Origin of the sequence: Sneathiella sp. (genome assembly GCF_036844445.1) — a bacterium.
GTDB lineage: Bacteria > Pseudomonadota > Alphaproteobacteria > Sneathiellales > Sneathiellaceae > Sneathiella.
On sequence record NZ_DAIUFV010000002.1, the window covers coordinates 325400 to 340912 of the forward strand.

General features: G+C 58.4%; 25 protein-coding genes. All 25 read left to right on the forward strand.

Annotation, left to right across the window (positions count from 1 at the left end; translation table 11 throughout):
* Positions 1 to 22: 22 nt before the first annotated feature.
* The 25 genes from V7Z56_RS04920 to V7Z56_RS05040 all read left to right on the forward strand — a co-directional run bounded on the left by V7Z56_RS04920 (position 23) and on the right by V7Z56_RS05040 (position 15507).
* Entirely contained in the window at positions 23 to 733 is a 711-nt protein-coding gene (locus tag V7Z56_RS04920) for an AAA family ATPase (RefSeq protein WP_334128249.1), read from the forward strand.
* A gap of 59 nt (positions 734 to 792) precedes the next feature.
* Positions 793 to 1326: a hypothetical protein gene (locus tag V7Z56_RS04925; protein ID WP_334128250.1), complete on the forward strand. Its 534-nt coding sequence runs from the start codon at positions 793 to 795 to the stop codon at positions 1324 to 1326.
* Positions 1319 to 1714 (forward strand): hypothetical protein, encoded by a 396-nt coding sequence (locus V7Z56_RS04930; RefSeq protein WP_334128251.1) that lies wholly within the window; start codon positions 1319 to 1321, stop codon positions 1712 to 1714. Before V7Z56_RS04925 ends, V7Z56_RS04930 begins: the two co-directional genes overlap by 8 nt.
* Positions 1701 to 1946: a hypothetical protein gene (locus V7Z56_RS04935; protein WP_334128252.1), complete on the forward strand. Its 246-nt coding sequence runs from the start codon at positions 1701 to 1703 to the stop codon at positions 1944 to 1946. The genes V7Z56_RS04930 and V7Z56_RS04935 overlap by 14 nt, the downstream gene beginning before the upstream one ends.
* Positions 1940 to 2098 (forward strand): hypothetical protein, encoded by a 159-nt coding sequence (locus V7Z56_RS04940; protein WP_334128253.1) that lies wholly within the window; start codon positions 1940 to 1942, stop codon positions 2096 to 2098. Before V7Z56_RS04935 ends, V7Z56_RS04940 begins: the two co-directional genes overlap by 7 nt.
* The gene (locus tag V7Z56_RS04945; protein ID WP_334128255.1) at positions 2095 to 2481 is read left to right on the forward strand and encodes a helix-turn-helix domain-containing protein; all 387 of its coding nucleotides are present in this window, start codon (positions 2095 to 2097) and stop codon (positions 2479 to 2481) included. The genes V7Z56_RS04940 and V7Z56_RS04945 overlap by 4 nt, the downstream gene beginning before the upstream one ends.
* Positions 2459 to 3073 carry a DUF3164 family protein gene (locus V7Z56_RS04950; protein WP_334128256.1) on the forward strand — a complete coding sequence of 205 codons (615 nt, stop codon included), beginning with the start codon at positions 2459 to 2461 and terminating at the stop codon, positions 3071 to 3073. Before V7Z56_RS04945 ends, V7Z56_RS04950 begins: the two co-directional genes overlap by 23 nt.
* Before the next feature lie 6 nt (positions 3074 to 3079).
* Entirely contained in the window at positions 3080 to 3307 is a 228-nt protein-coding gene (locus V7Z56_RS04955; RefSeq protein WP_334128257.1) for a hypothetical protein, read from the forward strand.
* Positions 3308 to 3496: 189 nt separating this feature from the next.
* Complete coding sequence (locus tag V7Z56_RS04960) at positions 3497 to 3814, forward strand: hypothetical protein (protein WP_334128258.1); 318 nt, start codon at positions 3497 to 3499, stop codon at positions 3812 to 3814.
* Positions 3811 to 4497, forward strand: coding sequence for a gp16 family protein (locus tag V7Z56_RS04965; protein WP_334128259.1), 687 nt, complete (start codon positions 3811 to 3813; stop codon positions 4495 to 4497). Before V7Z56_RS04960 ends, V7Z56_RS04965 begins: the two co-directional genes overlap by 4 nt.
* Positions 4490 to 4726 carry a hypothetical protein gene (locus V7Z56_RS04970; protein ID WP_334128260.1) on the forward strand — a complete coding sequence of 79 codons (237 nt, stop codon included), beginning with the start codon at positions 4490 to 4492 and terminating at the stop codon, positions 4724 to 4726. The genes V7Z56_RS04965 and V7Z56_RS04970 overlap by 8 nt, the downstream gene beginning before the upstream one ends.
* Before the next feature lie 10 nt (positions 4727 to 4736).
* Complete coding sequence (locus tag V7Z56_RS04975; RefSeq protein ID WP_334128261.1) at positions 4737 to 5102, forward strand: Mor transcription activator family protein; 366 nt, start codon at positions 4737 to 4739, stop codon at positions 5100 to 5102.
* A gap of 132 nt (positions 5103 to 5234) precedes the next feature.
* Positions 5235 to 5798, forward strand: a complete 564-nt coding sequence (locus V7Z56_RS04980; protein ID WP_334128262.1) for a glycoside hydrolase family 108 protein — start codon at positions 5235 to 5237, stop codon at positions 5796 to 5798.
* Entirely contained in the window at positions 5791 to 6147 is a 357-nt protein-coding gene (locus V7Z56_RS04985) for a hypothetical protein (RefSeq protein WP_334128263.1), read from the forward strand. The genes V7Z56_RS04980 and V7Z56_RS04985 overlap by 8 nt, the downstream gene beginning before the upstream one ends.
* A 56-nt stretch (positions 6148 to 6203) precedes the next feature.
* Positions 6204 to 6947 carry a lipase family protein gene (locus V7Z56_RS04990; RefSeq protein WP_334128264.1) on the forward strand — a complete coding sequence of 248 codons (744 nt, stop codon included), beginning with the start codon at positions 6204 to 6206 and terminating at the stop codon, positions 6945 to 6947.
* Complete coding sequence (locus tag V7Z56_RS04995) at positions 6940 to 7143, forward strand: TraR/DksA C4-type zinc finger protein (protein WP_334128265.1); 204 nt, start codon at positions 6940 to 6942, stop codon at positions 7141 to 7143. Before V7Z56_RS04990 ends, V7Z56_RS04995 begins: the two co-directional genes overlap by 8 nt.
* A gap of 11 nt (positions 7144 to 7154) precedes the next feature.
* Positions 7155 to 7502 carry a DUF2730 family protein gene (locus V7Z56_RS05000; RefSeq protein ID WP_334128266.1) on the forward strand — a complete coding sequence of 116 codons (348 nt, stop codon included), beginning with the start codon at positions 7155 to 7157 and terminating at the stop codon, positions 7500 to 7502.
* Positions 7499 to 7798 (forward strand): VpaChn25_0724 family phage protein, encoded by a 300-nt coding sequence (locus V7Z56_RS05005; RefSeq protein ID WP_334128267.1) that lies wholly within the window; start codon positions 7499 to 7501, stop codon positions 7796 to 7798. Before V7Z56_RS05000 ends, V7Z56_RS05005 begins: the two co-directional genes overlap by 4 nt.
* Before the next feature lie 2 nt (positions 7799 to 7800).
* On the forward strand, positions 7801 to 8340 hold the full coding sequence (locus V7Z56_RS05010; RefSeq protein ID WP_334128268.1) for a phage protein Gp27 family protein: 540 nt from the start codon (positions 7801 to 7803) through the stop codon (positions 8338 to 8340).
* The gene (locus V7Z56_RS05015) at positions 8337 to 9962 is read left to right on the forward strand and encodes a terminase large subunit domain-containing protein (protein ID WP_334128269.1); all 1626 of its coding nucleotides are present in this window, start codon (positions 8337 to 8339) and stop codon (positions 9960 to 9962) included. Before V7Z56_RS05010 ends, V7Z56_RS05015 begins: the two co-directional genes overlap by 4 nt.
* Entirely contained in the window at positions 9962 to 11539 is a 1578-nt protein-coding gene (locus V7Z56_RS05020; protein ID WP_334128270.1) for a DUF935 domain-containing protein, read from the forward strand. The genes V7Z56_RS05015 and V7Z56_RS05020 overlap by 1 nt, the downstream gene beginning before the upstream one ends.
* Entirely contained in the window at positions 11532 to 12791 is a 1260-nt protein-coding gene (locus V7Z56_RS05025) for a phage minor head protein (RefSeq protein ID WP_334128271.1), read from the forward strand. The genes V7Z56_RS05020 and V7Z56_RS05025 overlap by 8 nt, the downstream gene beginning before the upstream one ends.
* Positions 12792 to 13051: 260 nt before the next feature.
* Positions 13052 to 14200, forward strand: coding sequence for a phage protease (locus V7Z56_RS05030; protein WP_334128272.1), 1149 nt, complete (start codon positions 13052 to 13054; stop codon positions 14198 to 14200).
* On the forward strand, positions 14197 to 14607 hold the full coding sequence (locus V7Z56_RS05035; protein ID WP_334128273.1) for a hypothetical protein: 411 nt from the start codon (positions 14197 to 14199) through the stop codon (positions 14605 to 14607). The genes V7Z56_RS05030 and V7Z56_RS05035 overlap by 4 nt, the downstream gene beginning before the upstream one ends.
* Before the next feature lie 12 nt (positions 14608 to 14619).
* Complete coding sequence (locus V7Z56_RS05040) at positions 14620 to 15507, forward strand: Mu-like prophage major head subunit gpT family protein (RefSeq protein ID WP_334128274.1); 888 nt, start codon at positions 14620 to 14622, stop codon at positions 15505 to 15507.
* Positions 15508 to 15513: the final 6 nt, after the last annotated feature.

A 15513-nucleotide genomic window follows, 5' to 3' on the forward strand; every position in this document is an offset into this window, starting at 1 on the left:
GATTGCACCCCTAAAAAATGTCATGCTTTTTTCCGAGATGGTAGAGCGGACAATGGCGCGTCCGGCGCACCTGCCGGGCATGGCAACCTTTCATGGGCCGAGCGGCTTTGGAAAGACCTTCGCCGCAACATACGCCGCCCATATCCACCGCGCTTATTACCTTGAAGTCGGGGCATTCTGGACTGTCAAAAGCTTCTGCGATGCCCTGCTGGAAGAGACAGGACCATTGGTCCGGGGGACCATTTCCGAGAAAATGAAGATCATTATCGAGCGTCTGCACGGCTCGCGCCGCCCTCTCATCATCGATGAATTCGACCACATGGTCACGGACAAGAAGATTGACCTTGTCCGCGAAATTCATGACGCCACCAACATCGCGATCATTCTGATAGGCGAGGAAATGTTACCGCAAAAACTCGGCCGCTGGGAGCGGGTGCACAATCGGATATCTCAATGGGTAGGGGCCGAGCCCGCAACGATCTCTGACGCAGCTCACCTCGCCAGGCATTACTGCAGGGAGATTGAAATATCGGAAGATGTGATCAAGGCAATTGCCGTTGCCTCGGAATTCCGCCCGCGCCGCATCTGCGTCAATCTAGAGCAGATCCGGCAAGCGGCCATCGCCAAAGGCTTGACGGCGATAGGCATGAGCGACCTTGACTTTAAGTGGTACACAGGGACGGCCCCGAAAGGCCGCGCCTTTGACGCGGCTCTAAAGCGGGGGCGCGGCTGATGTCTATGAAACCCGTTCATAAGCGCGGGAAAAGAAATCGCGATGAAATGTGGCGCGTTATGCTGGAACTCGGCACCTTTACCAGAAAGGATATCAGCCACCTCTCAGCTATCAATGTTGGCACCGTCGGTGATTATTTGATCGGCCTTGAAAAGGCCGGATATGTCTACGTCGAGCGGAAGCGCATCCAGAAGAACGTGACACATAACACTTACACGGTCATCCGCCGAGAGCCGGAAACGCCGCGTATCCGCAAGGATGGATCCCTCGTCACACAAGGTCTCGGCAATGAACAGATGTGGCGGGCGATCCGGATGCTCAAAATGTTTACATATGAAGATCTTGCGCTGCATGCGAGCACGGAAGAAATCCAAGTAAAGCCCGGCTCCGCCAGAAAATATATCTCTCACCTTTATCGTGCGGGATACATCACCTTGATTGAACCCTCATCTCCCGGCGGCAAACTCGCTGTCTATTCTGGTAATCCCGCGCGATGCAAAGGTCACCTTCCTCCCAAAATCCAGCGGGGCAGGCAGATCTTTGATCCCAATCTGAACAAGGTCGTCTGGACGAAGGAGGATGACAATGGCTGATGTCAGAACATCACATGACCGCATGAGTGCCGCCTGGGGGGACAGTGCCCCGGACTGGGTCCTCGCTATGGCTAAGCGCTGCGATGAGCTTAAAAGCCAGCGCAAGGTAGCGGATATGATCGGCTATTCGACGACGGCGGTCAGCATGGTTCTCGCAAAAAATTACGCGGGCGACATTGCAGCAATTGAAGAAGCCGTGCGCGGCGCATTGATGAAAAAAACAGTGCAATGCCCGGTGCTCGGCGACCTGCCCTCGAACGAATGTTTAGCTCATCAAAAGCGCCCGTTTTCGACTGCCAACAGGCTGCGTATCCGCCTCTATGAAGCCTGCCGTTCCGGCTGCCCTCACTCCCGTCTCATTCAGAAGGAGACCAATGATGCTGTCTAGAAACATGCAAAACACCGCCAAGTATATCCGCTGCCTTCATCACGCGGCGAAGAGCGGCCAAGAGATCATCTTTTCACCCGTCGCCCTGCGCCAACTCTCTGAAATTCTCGAGCAGGCGGCCCGCGATGCCGCCGCGCTTGAGCGGAATATTGTACACCAGCCCATGCTGGTCGCGGGTGCAGACACAACCAACGTCATCCATTTTCCCGAACGAGGAGACATCTCATGCTGAATAAATTCTTTGCTCGACCGGCCCTCGTCTCGGTGACGTTTATGCTCATCGGCTTTCTGCATCGCGAGCTCGGCGCGCTCTTTTTCGACATCCTCAACGGCATGTTCTTCAGCCTGTCGGTTCTCGCCGTGCTGATGGGAGGTGGCGCATGACATCCCAGGACGTCATTCGCCTGGTCGCCGCGCGCTTCGGGGTCAGCCGCGCGGAAATCCTTGGTTTCAATCGATCCAGAAACCTCGTCCGAGCCCGCTTCACCGCCATCTGGATACTGCGCCGCGCCTTCAGGAAAAGTTCTCTCCAGGTCGCCCGCACCTTCAGCCGGCGCGATCATTCGTCAATCTTAAATGCAGAGCGGCGCGCCGAGCTGTTCTTTTTCGGCGACCTCGAGCTTCGGGCAATCCGAGATGAATTGATGCATGTAATTAAAGAACGGCTCCAGAACGAGGAGCGAACTCGCGTCATCGCCAAAGTCAAATACACGATCCCCTCAAATATTGCGAAGGAGTATCTCCATGACAGATCAAAACATTCCTGACGGCTTCTTGATGGACCCGCAAGGTCGCCTCTGCCGGATTGAAAACATCCGCCCGCAGGACCTGCTCGTCGATCAGACCGTCACCAAGATCCGGGATTACGCGCTGGATCTGTCCGCGCAGATCACGCGCTTCAAGCAGCATACTTATGAGGATGTTGCAACGACACTCGACATCCTGCGAGAGAAGTACGGATCGAACCGGGGCGGCGCGAAGGGCAACATTACGCTGGTCAGCTTCGACGGCCTCTCAAAGGTAGAGGTCCAAGTACAGCAACATATCGACTTTGGGCCGGAGCTGCGTATCGCCAAGGAGCTGGTCGATGAATGCATTCTGGATTGGTCGTCAGAGAGCAAGGCGCATGTGCAGAGTCTGCTCAATCACGCTTTCTCGGTCGATAAAGGCCGCGTTAATCGCGAGGCGCTGTTTAGTTTGAAACGCGTCGAAATTGATGACGAGCGCTGGCGCCAGGCAGTGCGCGCGATCAATGACAGCATCCGCGTCACCGGCAGCAAAAGCTATGTGCGGTTCTACCAGCGGGAGACGGCAGAAAGCCCATGGGAGGCTATTTCCATCAACATCGCCAACGCGTGATCGTCGATGGATCAGGCCGACATGCTTATCGCGATCACGGCACTGGAGATTGCCGATGAGCATGTCCGCTGGGCGCTGGGTCAAGGATGCTGTCTGGAAGAAATCCTGATATCCGTTGACCCTTATTTCATGCCGGTGCACCTCAATGCCAGCATCGTCCGATCTGTGATCGCATCGCGCTGGTTGGATCTTCAAAAGGAGGTTGAGAATGAACGCGATATTGTCATCATCTGAAATCAAGACTGATCTTACATCGGCTGCCCTCCGCGCGCTTTGGCACTCGGGCGGTGAATGCTCCCCTCACGACCTGATCGCCGCCGGTCATTGCGAGAGCACTGTCGCAAAATATGGAAGTGAAGCCATCGCCGCGGCCTTCGATCTCTATCGGAAGGCGAGGGCAAGCTGATGGCCCGCCGCGATCAGATGACGCTGGCCTGCCTGGAGCTCTCCATGCGGGCGAGCGCCTACGGGCGGGCGCGCGGCAGTGAAAACCGCGACCGACTGGTGACCGCTATGCTGGACGTGCATTTCAAGTTGCCGCTCGATGCCGATCATTCCGCTCTCAACATTGCGGACGCACAGCGGATTGTCCGTTCCGCGCTCCGGCTGGGGCGCTCCTATGGTATGGCCGGCCCTGACTTCCGGGTGATCTTCAACGAGGTGGTGGAAGAGGCTCCGCGTGGCCGCCACAAAGTGCTGGCCGAGCTATGCAGCGCGCTGAAAGGAAAGGTGCTGTCATGAGCCGGAACGCACTGATCGCCCTTGTTCACATCGGCAAAAAGGAACTGGGTCTCGATGACGCCACCTATCGCGATATGCTTCGCGGCATCACCGGCAAGGAGAGCGCCTCAAAGATGAGCGCGGCGGAGCTGAACCAGATTGCCGATGAGATGAAGCGGCAAGGCTTTAAAGCGAAGCATCGCCGCGCCGGCAAACGCAAGATGGCGACCCATCCGGAGGCGCGCAAGATGCGGGCGCTCTGGATGGCGCTCTACGATCTCGGCATTGTCGCGGATCCGCGCGAGAGTGCGCTGGCGAACCATGCCCGGAAGGTGACCGGCGGGAGAAGTCGCGGCGTTGAGGATATTCACTGGATCAAAGGCCAGAACGCCTACAAGGTTATCGAAAGCCTGAAAGCCTGGGCGGCGCGGGAGGGCGATGTCGACTGGTCATCAGTCTCCGAGTTGCGCGGCCGTGACGTTGTTATCATCCAGCGGCCGCAGCAGCGTGTGATTGAAGCGCAATGGGAAATTTATGCACGGCTAAAAGACAACTTGCCTGCCCTGCCGGCAATCGCCGCCGGCGTCTCCACGAAGGCATGGCCGGATGAATTTGACGAGCACGATTTCCTTCGCTTGCAAACCGCGCTCGGCGCGAGCATCCGCGCGGCCAAAGCCAATCACAAAGAGGCCGCCAATGGATGATATGCCCCGCATTGGTCGATCTATGGTCTTTTCGCCGGCCTGCCGCCTGCTCGAGTTTTATCCCGATCTCGCGGCGCATGATCGGCACATGACCGAGGCCGGCTTCGCGCTTGCCCCTCGCGCGCGGTTGTGGCGACGTTCTGCATGTCAGCTCGCCCTGCGGCTGGTCTGGCGTAACCGCCAGACGGGGGCCTCCGTTGTTCTGTTTGCCGTTCACGCTGTCAATTGAGGAGGGAACCATGATCCCCGAAAGTCTCCGACAAATCGCTGCAGTGATCGGGACCGGCCCCGCAATTATCCTTTGCGCCGAGTTCGGCGGCACCGAGGAATACATCCCTAAAAAAATTACGGATGATCACAAGATCGCGCAGCTGATCGGCCTGCCCGCCGCGCTCAAACTCGCAAAGGAGTTCGGCGGCGAGCGGCTCGACATCCCGCGCGCGGTTGCCGTTCATCGCGGGAAGCGTGATTTCAAGATCCGGGCGGCCGTCGCGGCAGGCGCATCGAAGCGAAAACTTGCCCGTGAGTTCGAGCTGACCGAGCGGCGGATCCGCCAGATCACGAATAGTGGCGATGAGGATCCAAATCAGGGCAACCTGTTCTAGCGTCGCCGGCAAAAATCAGATACGGTATTGCGTTATCCCCTCGCCTGCCCGGAAGCTCTTCCGGGCATTTTTTTTGTCCGCAACCCCCTAGCGTAAAAGCCTCTTTAACAGGCCTTTTACGGGGGCTTTTTGATGGATAAGCGTGCGCGGGCTATCGCCTATGTGCGGGCGAACGAGGGCGGATTTTCCGACCATCCGGACGATCCGGGCGGGGCCACCAATCATGGCATCAGTCTGCGTCACGCCCGCGCCGTCGGTGATATTGACGGCGACGGTTTTGCCGAATTTGATCTGGATCGCGACGGGCGGGTGACGGCGGAGGATATCCGCGCGATGCCGATGAGCACGGCTATCGGATATTACGAACTGCTCTACGACAAGTGGCGGATCGGCGAAATCGAAGAGCCCGCTATCGCCATCAAGATTTTCGATCTCTGCTTTCCGATGGGCTTCGGCGGCGCGAGCCGCGTTGTTCAGCGGGCGTTGCGCGCCTGCGGTAATCCGGTGCTCGAGGATGGCGTGATGGGTAGCAAGACAATTGCAGCCATCAACGGTATGGGGCAACCGGCCTATCTGATGATCGCCCTCAACTGTGAAGCGGCCGGCTATTTCCGCTGCCTCAAGTCCAAGAGCTTTGAGGCCGGCTGGCTTACCCGCGCCTACAGGCTTCCCTTCCAGGAGAAAATATATGATTAAATTTGCCGCCCTTCTGGCCGCGCTAATGCTGTCGGCCTGCGCCGGTGTAACCGCCAACAATCCACAAGGTTTCGCCGGGATCAATAAGGCCGAAATCAGCTTTAATCCGGATGGCAGTCCGGCTCATGCGCTGATCCTCGGCGGCAAGGAACAGGAAGAGATCCTGCTCACCGTGGAAACCCCCGCTGGCCTCAAGGTCGATTATGCAGCAACCGGCATCAAATCCTTTGACGGGCAGATGATCCGCGCCGCCGTCGAGCAGGCGGTCAGTGCCGATGTCAGGGAAGCGATCCCCGGCATCGTCGATGGCCTGACCAGCGCCCTCACACGGGTGCTGCTGCTGCGATGATACCGCCCGCTCTTAAAAATGGTTTTGGCCAGTTTGATCTGACCATCGCGCATTTTATGGCAGTGCTCTCGCGGCTCGCCTATGCCGAGCACGATGCCATCGTCAAATGGATTGCGGCCAATCAGTACGACTGCCGATATCTGATGATATCCGTGCAAAATCATCAGGCGGTAATCTTCTTTTTTGACCGGCTGACAGTGGTGGCTTTCCGTGGGACCGAGTTCGATTATGAGGACATTCTGACAGATTTAAAAATCACCAGGGACCGGCTGGAACGGTGCAGTCTCGGCAGCGTGCATAGCGGGTTTAACGCCGGCGCGATTGCTCTGGCGGATCCGATCCGCAATGCCCTGGAGAAGTATCGTCATCGGGGGCCGCTTTATTTCACCGGGCACAGCCTTGGCGGCGCGCTGGCCCAACTGGTGCAATGGCGACTGTCGCATGAGGATGACATTGCAACCTACAGCTTCGGCTCGCCGCGCGTCGGCGACGGTTTGTATGCGCTGAACTACGGCAGTCGATATCAGCATTTTCGCATCGTCAATGCCTCCGACATTGTCCCGAATGTGCCGCCCTCGACGCTGGGGTATGAACACGGAGGGTCGTGGTATTACATCACGTCGGGCGGCGAGATGATTACCTGGCCCAATTTTTTTCGTCAGCTGGCCGACCAATGGTGGGATGTCGCCAAGGGGCTCGCCGATGGGCTGACCGGCGGCATTCCCGTCCGTCGTTTTACCCGCCACCGGATCAACGAGTATGTCGACCGGCTCGCGGCGCTGGCGGTGGCAAATGGCTGACGCGGTCGATCACGCGCAAGAGCTCTCGGAGCTGCAGCTGCGCCTCGCGATTACCGGCCGCCGCCGGCAGATCAGCGCTGAGGCGCGCGACGTTTGCGATTGCGGTCGCGATATTCCGGCCGCCCGCCGCGCGGCGGTGCCGAATGTGCAGCGCTGTGTGTTTTGTCAGGAAAAGATCGAGAGGGACTTCGCGTGAAATTACCGGAGATGAATTTGACCGAGTTATTGCTGCTGATCAACACGCTCTGGATGCTCGTGATGTCGGCCATCGGCTGGAGCGTGTCCCGGTCCAAAGCGAACCGCGCGCACATTGAGGATCTTCGCGCAAGCCACGGCAAACGGCTCGATACCCATGCGGATCGGATCACAAGACTGGAGGCCAAGCAAAGTGATATTCCATCAAAAGACGACGTCACAAAGCTGGCGCTAGAAATCAAGCAGCTCGAGGGATCATTGCAGCGCTTCGGGGCCGAACTCAAGGGCATGGAAAATATCAGCAAGATCCTGAAAAAGCAGATCGACATGATGGACGGTTTTTTGAGGACGACGAAATGACCGATTACAATGAGTTTCTCCGCCGCCATCGCCGTCTGACGATCCTGCGCATTCTCGACGAGGCTCCGGGCTATAGCGCGAATGAAAGCCTGCTACATCAGGTGGTGGTGAGCTTCGGCGACAAGGCATCGCGCGATCAGATCCGCACGGAAATTGTCTGGCTGGAGGAACAGGGGTTGCTCCGGACCAAGCGTATCGCCGATCTCTATGTCGCCGAGATCGTCAAGCGCGGAAGCGAAGTCGCAAAGGGATTGGCGGTGGTGCCAGGCGTCCAGCAACCCTCGCCGGAGGATTGACCATGGGCCGCAAATCGAGCGTGACAGCGTTGCCGCCGGCGATCCTGAAACAGGTCCAGTTGCTCATCCAGCAAGGCCGGACAATTGACGATATCACTGCACATTTGAACGAGCTGGATCAGGATGTTTCCCGCTCGGCCGTCGGCCGATATGCCAGGGATTTTTCCGCGTCGCTCAAAAAATATCAGGACGCTCAGCAGGTCGCCGGGCTATGGCTGAAGCAACTCGCCGCCGATCCTTCGAGCGACGTCGGCATGCTGCTCGGCGAGATGCTGAAAACCCTCGCCTTCCAGACGCTGGCCGACATGGGCGAGGGTGACAGCGCCGATCCCAAAGATATTATGTTCCTGGCAAAATCCATCAAGGATATTGAAGGCGCGAACAAGCTCTCTATCGAACGCGAGCAGCGCATCCGCGAGCGGGTCGCCAAGGAGGTGGCAAGCGCCGCCGCAGACGCGGTTGACGCAGCCGCCCGCGAAGCCGGGCTCTCCGCCGCCACGGCTGCCGCCATCCGGAGCAGTATTCTCGGGCTCAGAAAATGACGATCAGCGCGGAAGAGTGGACAGAGCTCCGCCGGCAAAGCACGCATCGGCTTCCGGATGCGCTCACGGCCATGCCGGTCGAAGACGTCCTGCTGCGCTATCAACGGGAGTTGCTGGAGACGACCAGTTTCTCGCCGGTTGTCATCGTCGAAAAGTCCCGGCGTATCGGCGCGACATGGGGCATTGCCGCCGAGGCGGTGCTGACGGCCGCGAGTGGTCGTACAGCAAAGGGGATGGACGTCTTTTATCTCGGCTACAACATGGAGATGACGCGTGAGTTCATTGACACCTGCGCGATGTGGGCACGCGAATATCTGACTGCCGCGCTTGAGGTCGAGGAATTTCTTTTCAAGGATCAAGGCGAGAGAGAAAAAGACAGCAAAGACATCCTCGCCTTCCGGATCAAATTCGCATCCGGCTTTGAGATCGTCGCGCTTACCTCCCGGCCGCGTTCACTGCGAGGCCGACAGGGCTGGGTCATCATCGACGAGGCCGCTTTCCACGACGAGCTCGAGGAGCTCCTGAAGGCGGCCCTCGCGCTGCTGATGTGGGGCGGCCGGGTGATGATTATCTCGACGCATGATGGCGTGGAGAACCCCTTCAACAAGCTGATCGAAGAAGTCAAGGCCGGGCGCAAACCCTATGAGCATCTTAAAATCACCTTTGATGATGCGTTAAAAGACGGCTTATACGAGCGGATATGCCTGGTTTCCGGAAGGGAATGGACGCCCGAGGGCGAAGCCAAGTGGCGCGACGATATCCGCGCCTTCTATGGCGACGCTGCGGCGGAGGAGCTGGACTGCATCCCGACCCGCTCGGGCGGTGTCTGGCTGCCGCGCGCACTCCTCGAAAACTGCGCCGAGCCGGATGTGCCGGTGGTCAGCTATCGCGCCGCGGACGGCTTTGTTGATCTGCCGGAACCGATCCGCCGCGCCGAAATCAACGACTGGTGCGAGCAGACGCTCCTGCCGCTGCTTGCCGGCGTGCCGCCCCACCTCGCCTCGTTCCTCGGTCTCGATTTTGCCCGCGTGAAAGACAAGACGGTGCTCTGGCCGCTGCAAATTGACACCGGCCTAGTTCGCCGGACGCCGTTCCTTGTCGAGCTCACCAATGTTCCGTTCGAGCAGCAATGGCAAATCTTTAAATATGTCGTCGACCGCCTGCCGCGTTTTTCCGGCGGCAAGCTGGACGCAACCGGCAACGGCGCGTTCCTCGCCGAGCGTGCCCGACAGGAGTATGGCGTGCAGCTGATCGAAGAGGTGAAGCTCTCAGTCAAATGGTATGAGGAAAACACTGCCCCGTTTAAAGCCGCGTTTGAAGATCAGACGATCAGCATCCCGGCCCATGAAGATGTGATCACGGACTTGCGGGGTTTCCGGCGGATCGACGGCGTGCCCCGCATGCCGAAGGATTACCGCCAGCGCGGGACGGACGGGACCGAGCGGCACGGCGATAGCGGCATTGCCGCCCTGCTTGCCTATGCAGCGAGCCTGCAGGACGCGCCGGAATATGACGTCATGCCGGTCGGCCGTGCCGCCCGGCGGACGGTCGACGAGATGAGCGACGATGATTTTTCGCCAGGCGTTGGCACAAAATTTAAAGTTTCAAAAGGAGGTTGGTGATGGCGGTGATCCTTAATTCTGACGGCACGCCAATGCGTAAAGAGGTCCTTCTCGAAGAGGTCGCCGCGCCGACAATGACCGGTGTGCGCTCGGTTCTCGCAGGCCATCCGGCGCAAGGACTGACGCCGCCGCGGCTTGCCAGCCTGCTCCGCGCGGCCGAGCAAGGGGATCCGCTATCCTACTTTGAGCTCGCGGAAGAGCTCGAGGAAAAAGACCTGCATTATCTCGGCGTCATCGGGACGCGGAAGCGCTCGGTTTCGGGGCTGGAGCTGGTCGTCGAAGCTGCCGATAACTCTAAGGCGGCACAGCTGCATGCCGACTTCGTCCGCGATGTTCTTAACCGCGATACGATCCAGGAGGAGCTGTTCGATGTTCTGGATGCGACCGGCAAGGGCGTCAGCTTCGTCGAGATTATGTGGGAAAAATCCGCGAAGCAATGGACGCCCGGACGGCTTGAATGGCGCGATCCGCGTTGGTTTACCTTCGCCGTGACCGACGGGCGCACGCCGCTCCTCCGCGACGGCGCAAGCGGAATGCCGCTGCCGGATTTCAAGTTTATTTTCCATGAGGTCAAGGCAAAGAGCGGCATCCCGATCCGCGGTGGTCTCGCCCGCGCGATCAGCTGGTACTACATGTTTAAAAACTTCGCGGTGAAAGACTGGGTCGTCTTTGCGGAAGTCTATGGTCAGCCGATCCGCATCGGCAAATATCACAAGATGGCAACCGAAGAAGATAAGGCGGTCCTCCGGCGGGCCGTGGGGATGATTGGCACAGACGCCGCCGCCATTATCCCCGACAGCATGATGATCGAATTTGTCCAGGCGGCGAGCAGCGGTGGGTCAAGCGGAAGCGGCAACGGCGGACTCTATTCATCGCTCGCCAACTGGATTGATCAGCAAGTATCAAAAGCAATCCTTGGCCAGACGACGACGACCGATGCAATCTCGGGCGGTCATGCCGTTTCCAAGGAACATCAGGAAGTGCGTCTCGACATCCAGCAATCGGATGCACGCCAGCTCGCCGCGACCCTAAATCGCCAGCTGGTTCGCCCGCTGATCGATCTAAATTTCGGACCGCAGGATGTGTATCCGAAGCTCTCGCTGCCGATCCCGGAAAGCCTCGACATGCAAGCCTTTGCCTCCGCCGTGAAGACGGCGGCGGATGCTCAGCTCAAAATCCCGGCCAAATGGGTGCGCGATAAGATGGGCATCCCCGAACCGGAAGAGGATGAAGAGGTTATCGGCAATGCACCGCTCATGCCTGCCTTCCCACAACCCGACACCGAGAATGCGCGCGCCAGGCACTCCGGCACCTTCGCGCTCGCCGGGGCGGCAAGCCGACCAATACGCGATATTGATCAGCTGACGGAGGCGGCCATTGTTGCCGCTGACAGTGCGGCCACAAAAATGATAGACCAGGTCCGGGAAATCATGGAGAGCTCCAGCGACCTCGCCGATTTTGCGAGCCGCCTGCTCGACGCCTATCCGGATATGGATGTCCGGGAGATGGGCGACGTGATTGGCGAGGCGTTGGCGGTTGCTGATCTGGCGGGCCGGGCGGCATTACTCGATGGCTGACGGTCCCCGCTTAGAGCCCGTCCATTTTGAGGAGGCAATTGATTTCTTCCAGGGCAAACTCCGGATGCCGACGGCGACCTGGACGGACATCTGGCGGGAGCAACACGCCCGCGCTTTTGTTGTTGCCGGGGCCATGAAGGATGATCTGCTCAAGGATTTCCAGTCGGCAATCGATAAGGCAATCAGCCAGGGCACCACGCTGGAAGAGTTTCGCAAGGATTTTGATCGCATCGTCGCGACCCACGGCTGGCAATATAACGGCGGGCGGAACTGGCGGAGCCGGGTGATTTTTGAGACCAACCTGCAGATGGCATATTCCGCCGGCAAGTGGCAACAGATCCAGCAGGTCAAGAATGCGCGCCCCTACCTCCGCTATACCGCGCTGCAGGGCGGCGACCGGCGACCGGAGCATCAGGCCTGGCACGGCACGATCCTGCCCGTAGACGATCCCTGGTGGCAGACGCATATGCCGATCAATGGCTGGGGCTGCAAGTGCTCCGTGCAGAGCCTCTCGGATCGTGACCTGCGCCGATACAAGCTGAAGGTTTCAGACAAAGCCCCGCCGATGGAGATGGAGGAGCGGACAATCAACACGCCCTCCGGCCCGGTCACCCGGCAGGTGCCGAAGGGGATCGATCCTGGCTTTGATTACAATGTCGGGGAGGCTGGCTGGGGGAGAAAGTATCCAAAGGAAGTCCGTCAGGAATTCCTCGATAGCGGGATAAGGGAATGGGAACCGCTTTATAAAAAGGACTGGCAGGAGCTCGGTCGGCCCGCCGACGTTCCCGTCGACAATCCAAGGGCAAGGTTGGGAGAGCGATTAAAAACAGACGATGAAATGAAAAAGGCCCTTCGTACGATCTTCGGAGCGGACAAAAAAGTTATGGACATGGTCGTCCCCCTCCCTGACGGCTCAGCCTTCCAATTGAACTTTGATAATCTGGCAGGTCACCTCAAATTAGAGAGAAGTAGTTATTTGCCCTTCCTTCCCGAACTGTTGTCAGATCCGTTCGAAATCTGGCTGGCTTTTGAAAAAAGCAGATTTAATGGACAGGTCGCATTGCGAAAACGATTTGTCAAATCCGTCTACCTTCCGAAAATCGGCCGTTTTGTTTTTGTGGCAAATGTGGTGCGCGGCAGATTTGAAGGATGGACCTATTTCAAGGCTAGAAAAAAATCAGATATTAACTCTGTGCGGTATGGGAGACTGCTCTACGCACGAGATGAAAATATCGAGGCTGGTCAGAAGTAGCCTGCTGGCCACCCAGTGATGTTTATAGGAGGCTACTTCTCCAAACATCACCTTCGCTGGAATTCATATAACAATTTCTGCTGATGCATTCAACCCCCTCCCCAAGCGATCCTGATTTTAAGGCCCGTGTGGGGCCTCTGTCGGCTTGAGGGGTATCGTTCCACCTAAATCACTGCAGCGGCGAAATTTGACCGTTTAACACCCCTTTAACGGCGACGTTGCATGGGCGGGCGATCTGCGTTTGTCGGAATGTCGGATAAATGGCGCTGGCCGGAAGGACTTCCGGGCAGTCTGCGGACCGTGCTCCCGCCATACTCACCCACGAACAGTACGGCTGCAACCTCTTTTTATCGGGTGATATTTTGGCGGAGCGTATCGCACATTTTATTGTCGAGCTGAAGGCGGGATCGGACCACCAGTGGGTCCACCTGATGCCCGCCGGTGAGTTTCGCGCTCACGAGTTTGACGGCCGCGCCGGCTGGACGCTGACCTCGGCCGAGAAGGTTATCGAGAAAAGCCTGTCTTTGGGCCGCGATATCGTCATCGACTTCGAGCACCAGACCGATAAAGCGGCCGCGAATGGCCAGCCTGCGCCTGCCGCTGGCTGGATCAAGCAGCTCGAGGCGCGTAGCGATGGCATCTGGGGCCGTGTCGAATGGACGGCGCGCGCCGCAGAGATGCTCAAGAACCGCGAGTACCGATACATCAGCCCGACATTCGCGCACTCTAAATCCGGTGAGGTCCTGGCGATCCTGCGCGCTGGTCTCACTAATGATCCGGCCCTATCACTCACCGCACTTGCATCTAGCGAATATGGAGATCGAGAAAACATGGAAGAGTTTCTGAAAACTCTGGCGGCCGCCCTTGGCCTGCCAGAGGACAAGGCAACGGACGTTGCGGTCTGTGCCGCGATTAAGTCCCTGGCGGAACAGGCCAAGAGCGGATCGGCCGCTGTCGCGCGGCTCGCTGAGGCAGCTGGTCTTGAAAAGGCGGCAAAGGTCGACGACATCGTGGCCGCCATCGCCGATATCGCCAAAGCAAAGGCCGAGGCCAATACGGCCGACCCGGCGAAATATGTCAGCATCGACCAGTTCAAGACGGTGGCTGCGTCGCTGAAGGATCTCCAGGACAAGGTCAATCTGGAGACGGCCACCGCCACAGTTGATGCCGCCGTGAAGGCTGGCAAGGTTCCGCCCGCGATGAAGGAATGGGCGCTCGGTTATGCAAAGTCGGATCCGGCAGGCTTCGCCAGCTACATCGAAAACGCGCCAGTGCTCGCGGGCGAGTTCCAGCTTTCTGCCCAGGTTGACACAGCGACCGGCCTTACGTCCGCCGAATTGGCGGTCGCGAAGGCGATGAATTTGACGGCGGAAGAATTCGCCAAGTCCAAAAAAGGAGCCGCCGCATGACTGCACTCACCAATGGCCGTCCGATTGAAGAGCGGGCGGGAATTCTGTTCACGGATCCTGTCGCCGCCGCGAAGAAAATCTACGCGGGCGCGCTTGTCTGCCTGGACGCAAGCGGCAATGCAACACCTGGTGCTGTCTCCGCGACGCTGAAGGCGCGAGGTGTCGCGCGGGAAACGGTCGACAACAGCGCGGGCGGTGCAGGTGCAGCCACCGTCACGACCGCAAAGGGCATCTTTCCATTCGCGAATTCCGCGGACACCGATGAGATCACTCGCGCCGACATTGGCGGCACGGCTTACATCGTCGATGACCAGACAGTCGCAAAAACACATGCGACGAATGCCCGGTCGGCCGCAGGCAAAATCATGGACATCGACGAGTACGGTGTCTGGGTCAAGATCGATTAAAGGATCGTTTAAATGATTATCAACGGACAAAATCTCCGCACCCTCAATGTCGGATTTAACGCATCGTTCCAGCGCGGCTTTGATGCGCCGGAGGTCTACTGGCAACACATCGCGACCCAGGTCAACTCCACCACGGCCAGCAACGAGTATGGCTGGCTCGGCAACATTCCGGGCTTTCGTGAATGGTTTGGTGATCGCGTCATTCATCAGATCTCGGCGCATGGTTATGCCATCAAGAACCGCAAGTTCGAGCTGACCGTTGGCGTGGCGGCGGACGACATCAAGGACGACAATATCGGCATTTACTCACCGCTCATGGAGGAGATGGGACGGCAGGCTAAAATTCATCCCGACCAGATGGTGTTTGAAGCATTGCTAGGTGGCTTCGACACCGCGTGTTTCGACGGGCAGTATTTTTTCGACACTGATCATCCTGTTGGCCTCGGCAGCAGCAAGGACAGCGTTTCCAACTTTGTCACCGGGTCCGGTTCGCCCTGGTTCCTGATGGATACCAGCCGCGCGCTGAAGCCGCTCATCTATCAGAAGCGCGAGGATTACAACTTCGTCGCCAAAGATAATCCGGATGATGAGAATGTCTTTCACAAAGACCAGCTGCTCTACGGCTCCAGCGGCCGCGGCGCAGTTGGCTATGGCTTCTGGCAGCTCGCCGTCGGCGTGAAGGATACGCTTGACGCGGAGGGCTTCCGCGAGGCGCGCAACATGATGCGAGCTTTCAAGAATGATGCCGGCGTCCCGCTCGGGATCAACCCCAAGACCCTGATTGTCGGTGCAGGCAACGCGGACGCCGCGCGCGATGTCCTCCTGCGCGACCGCATTGACGGGTCGAGCAATCCGGACTTCAAGCTCGCCGAAATCGTCGAAGTCCCGTGGCTGGATTAAGAGGAA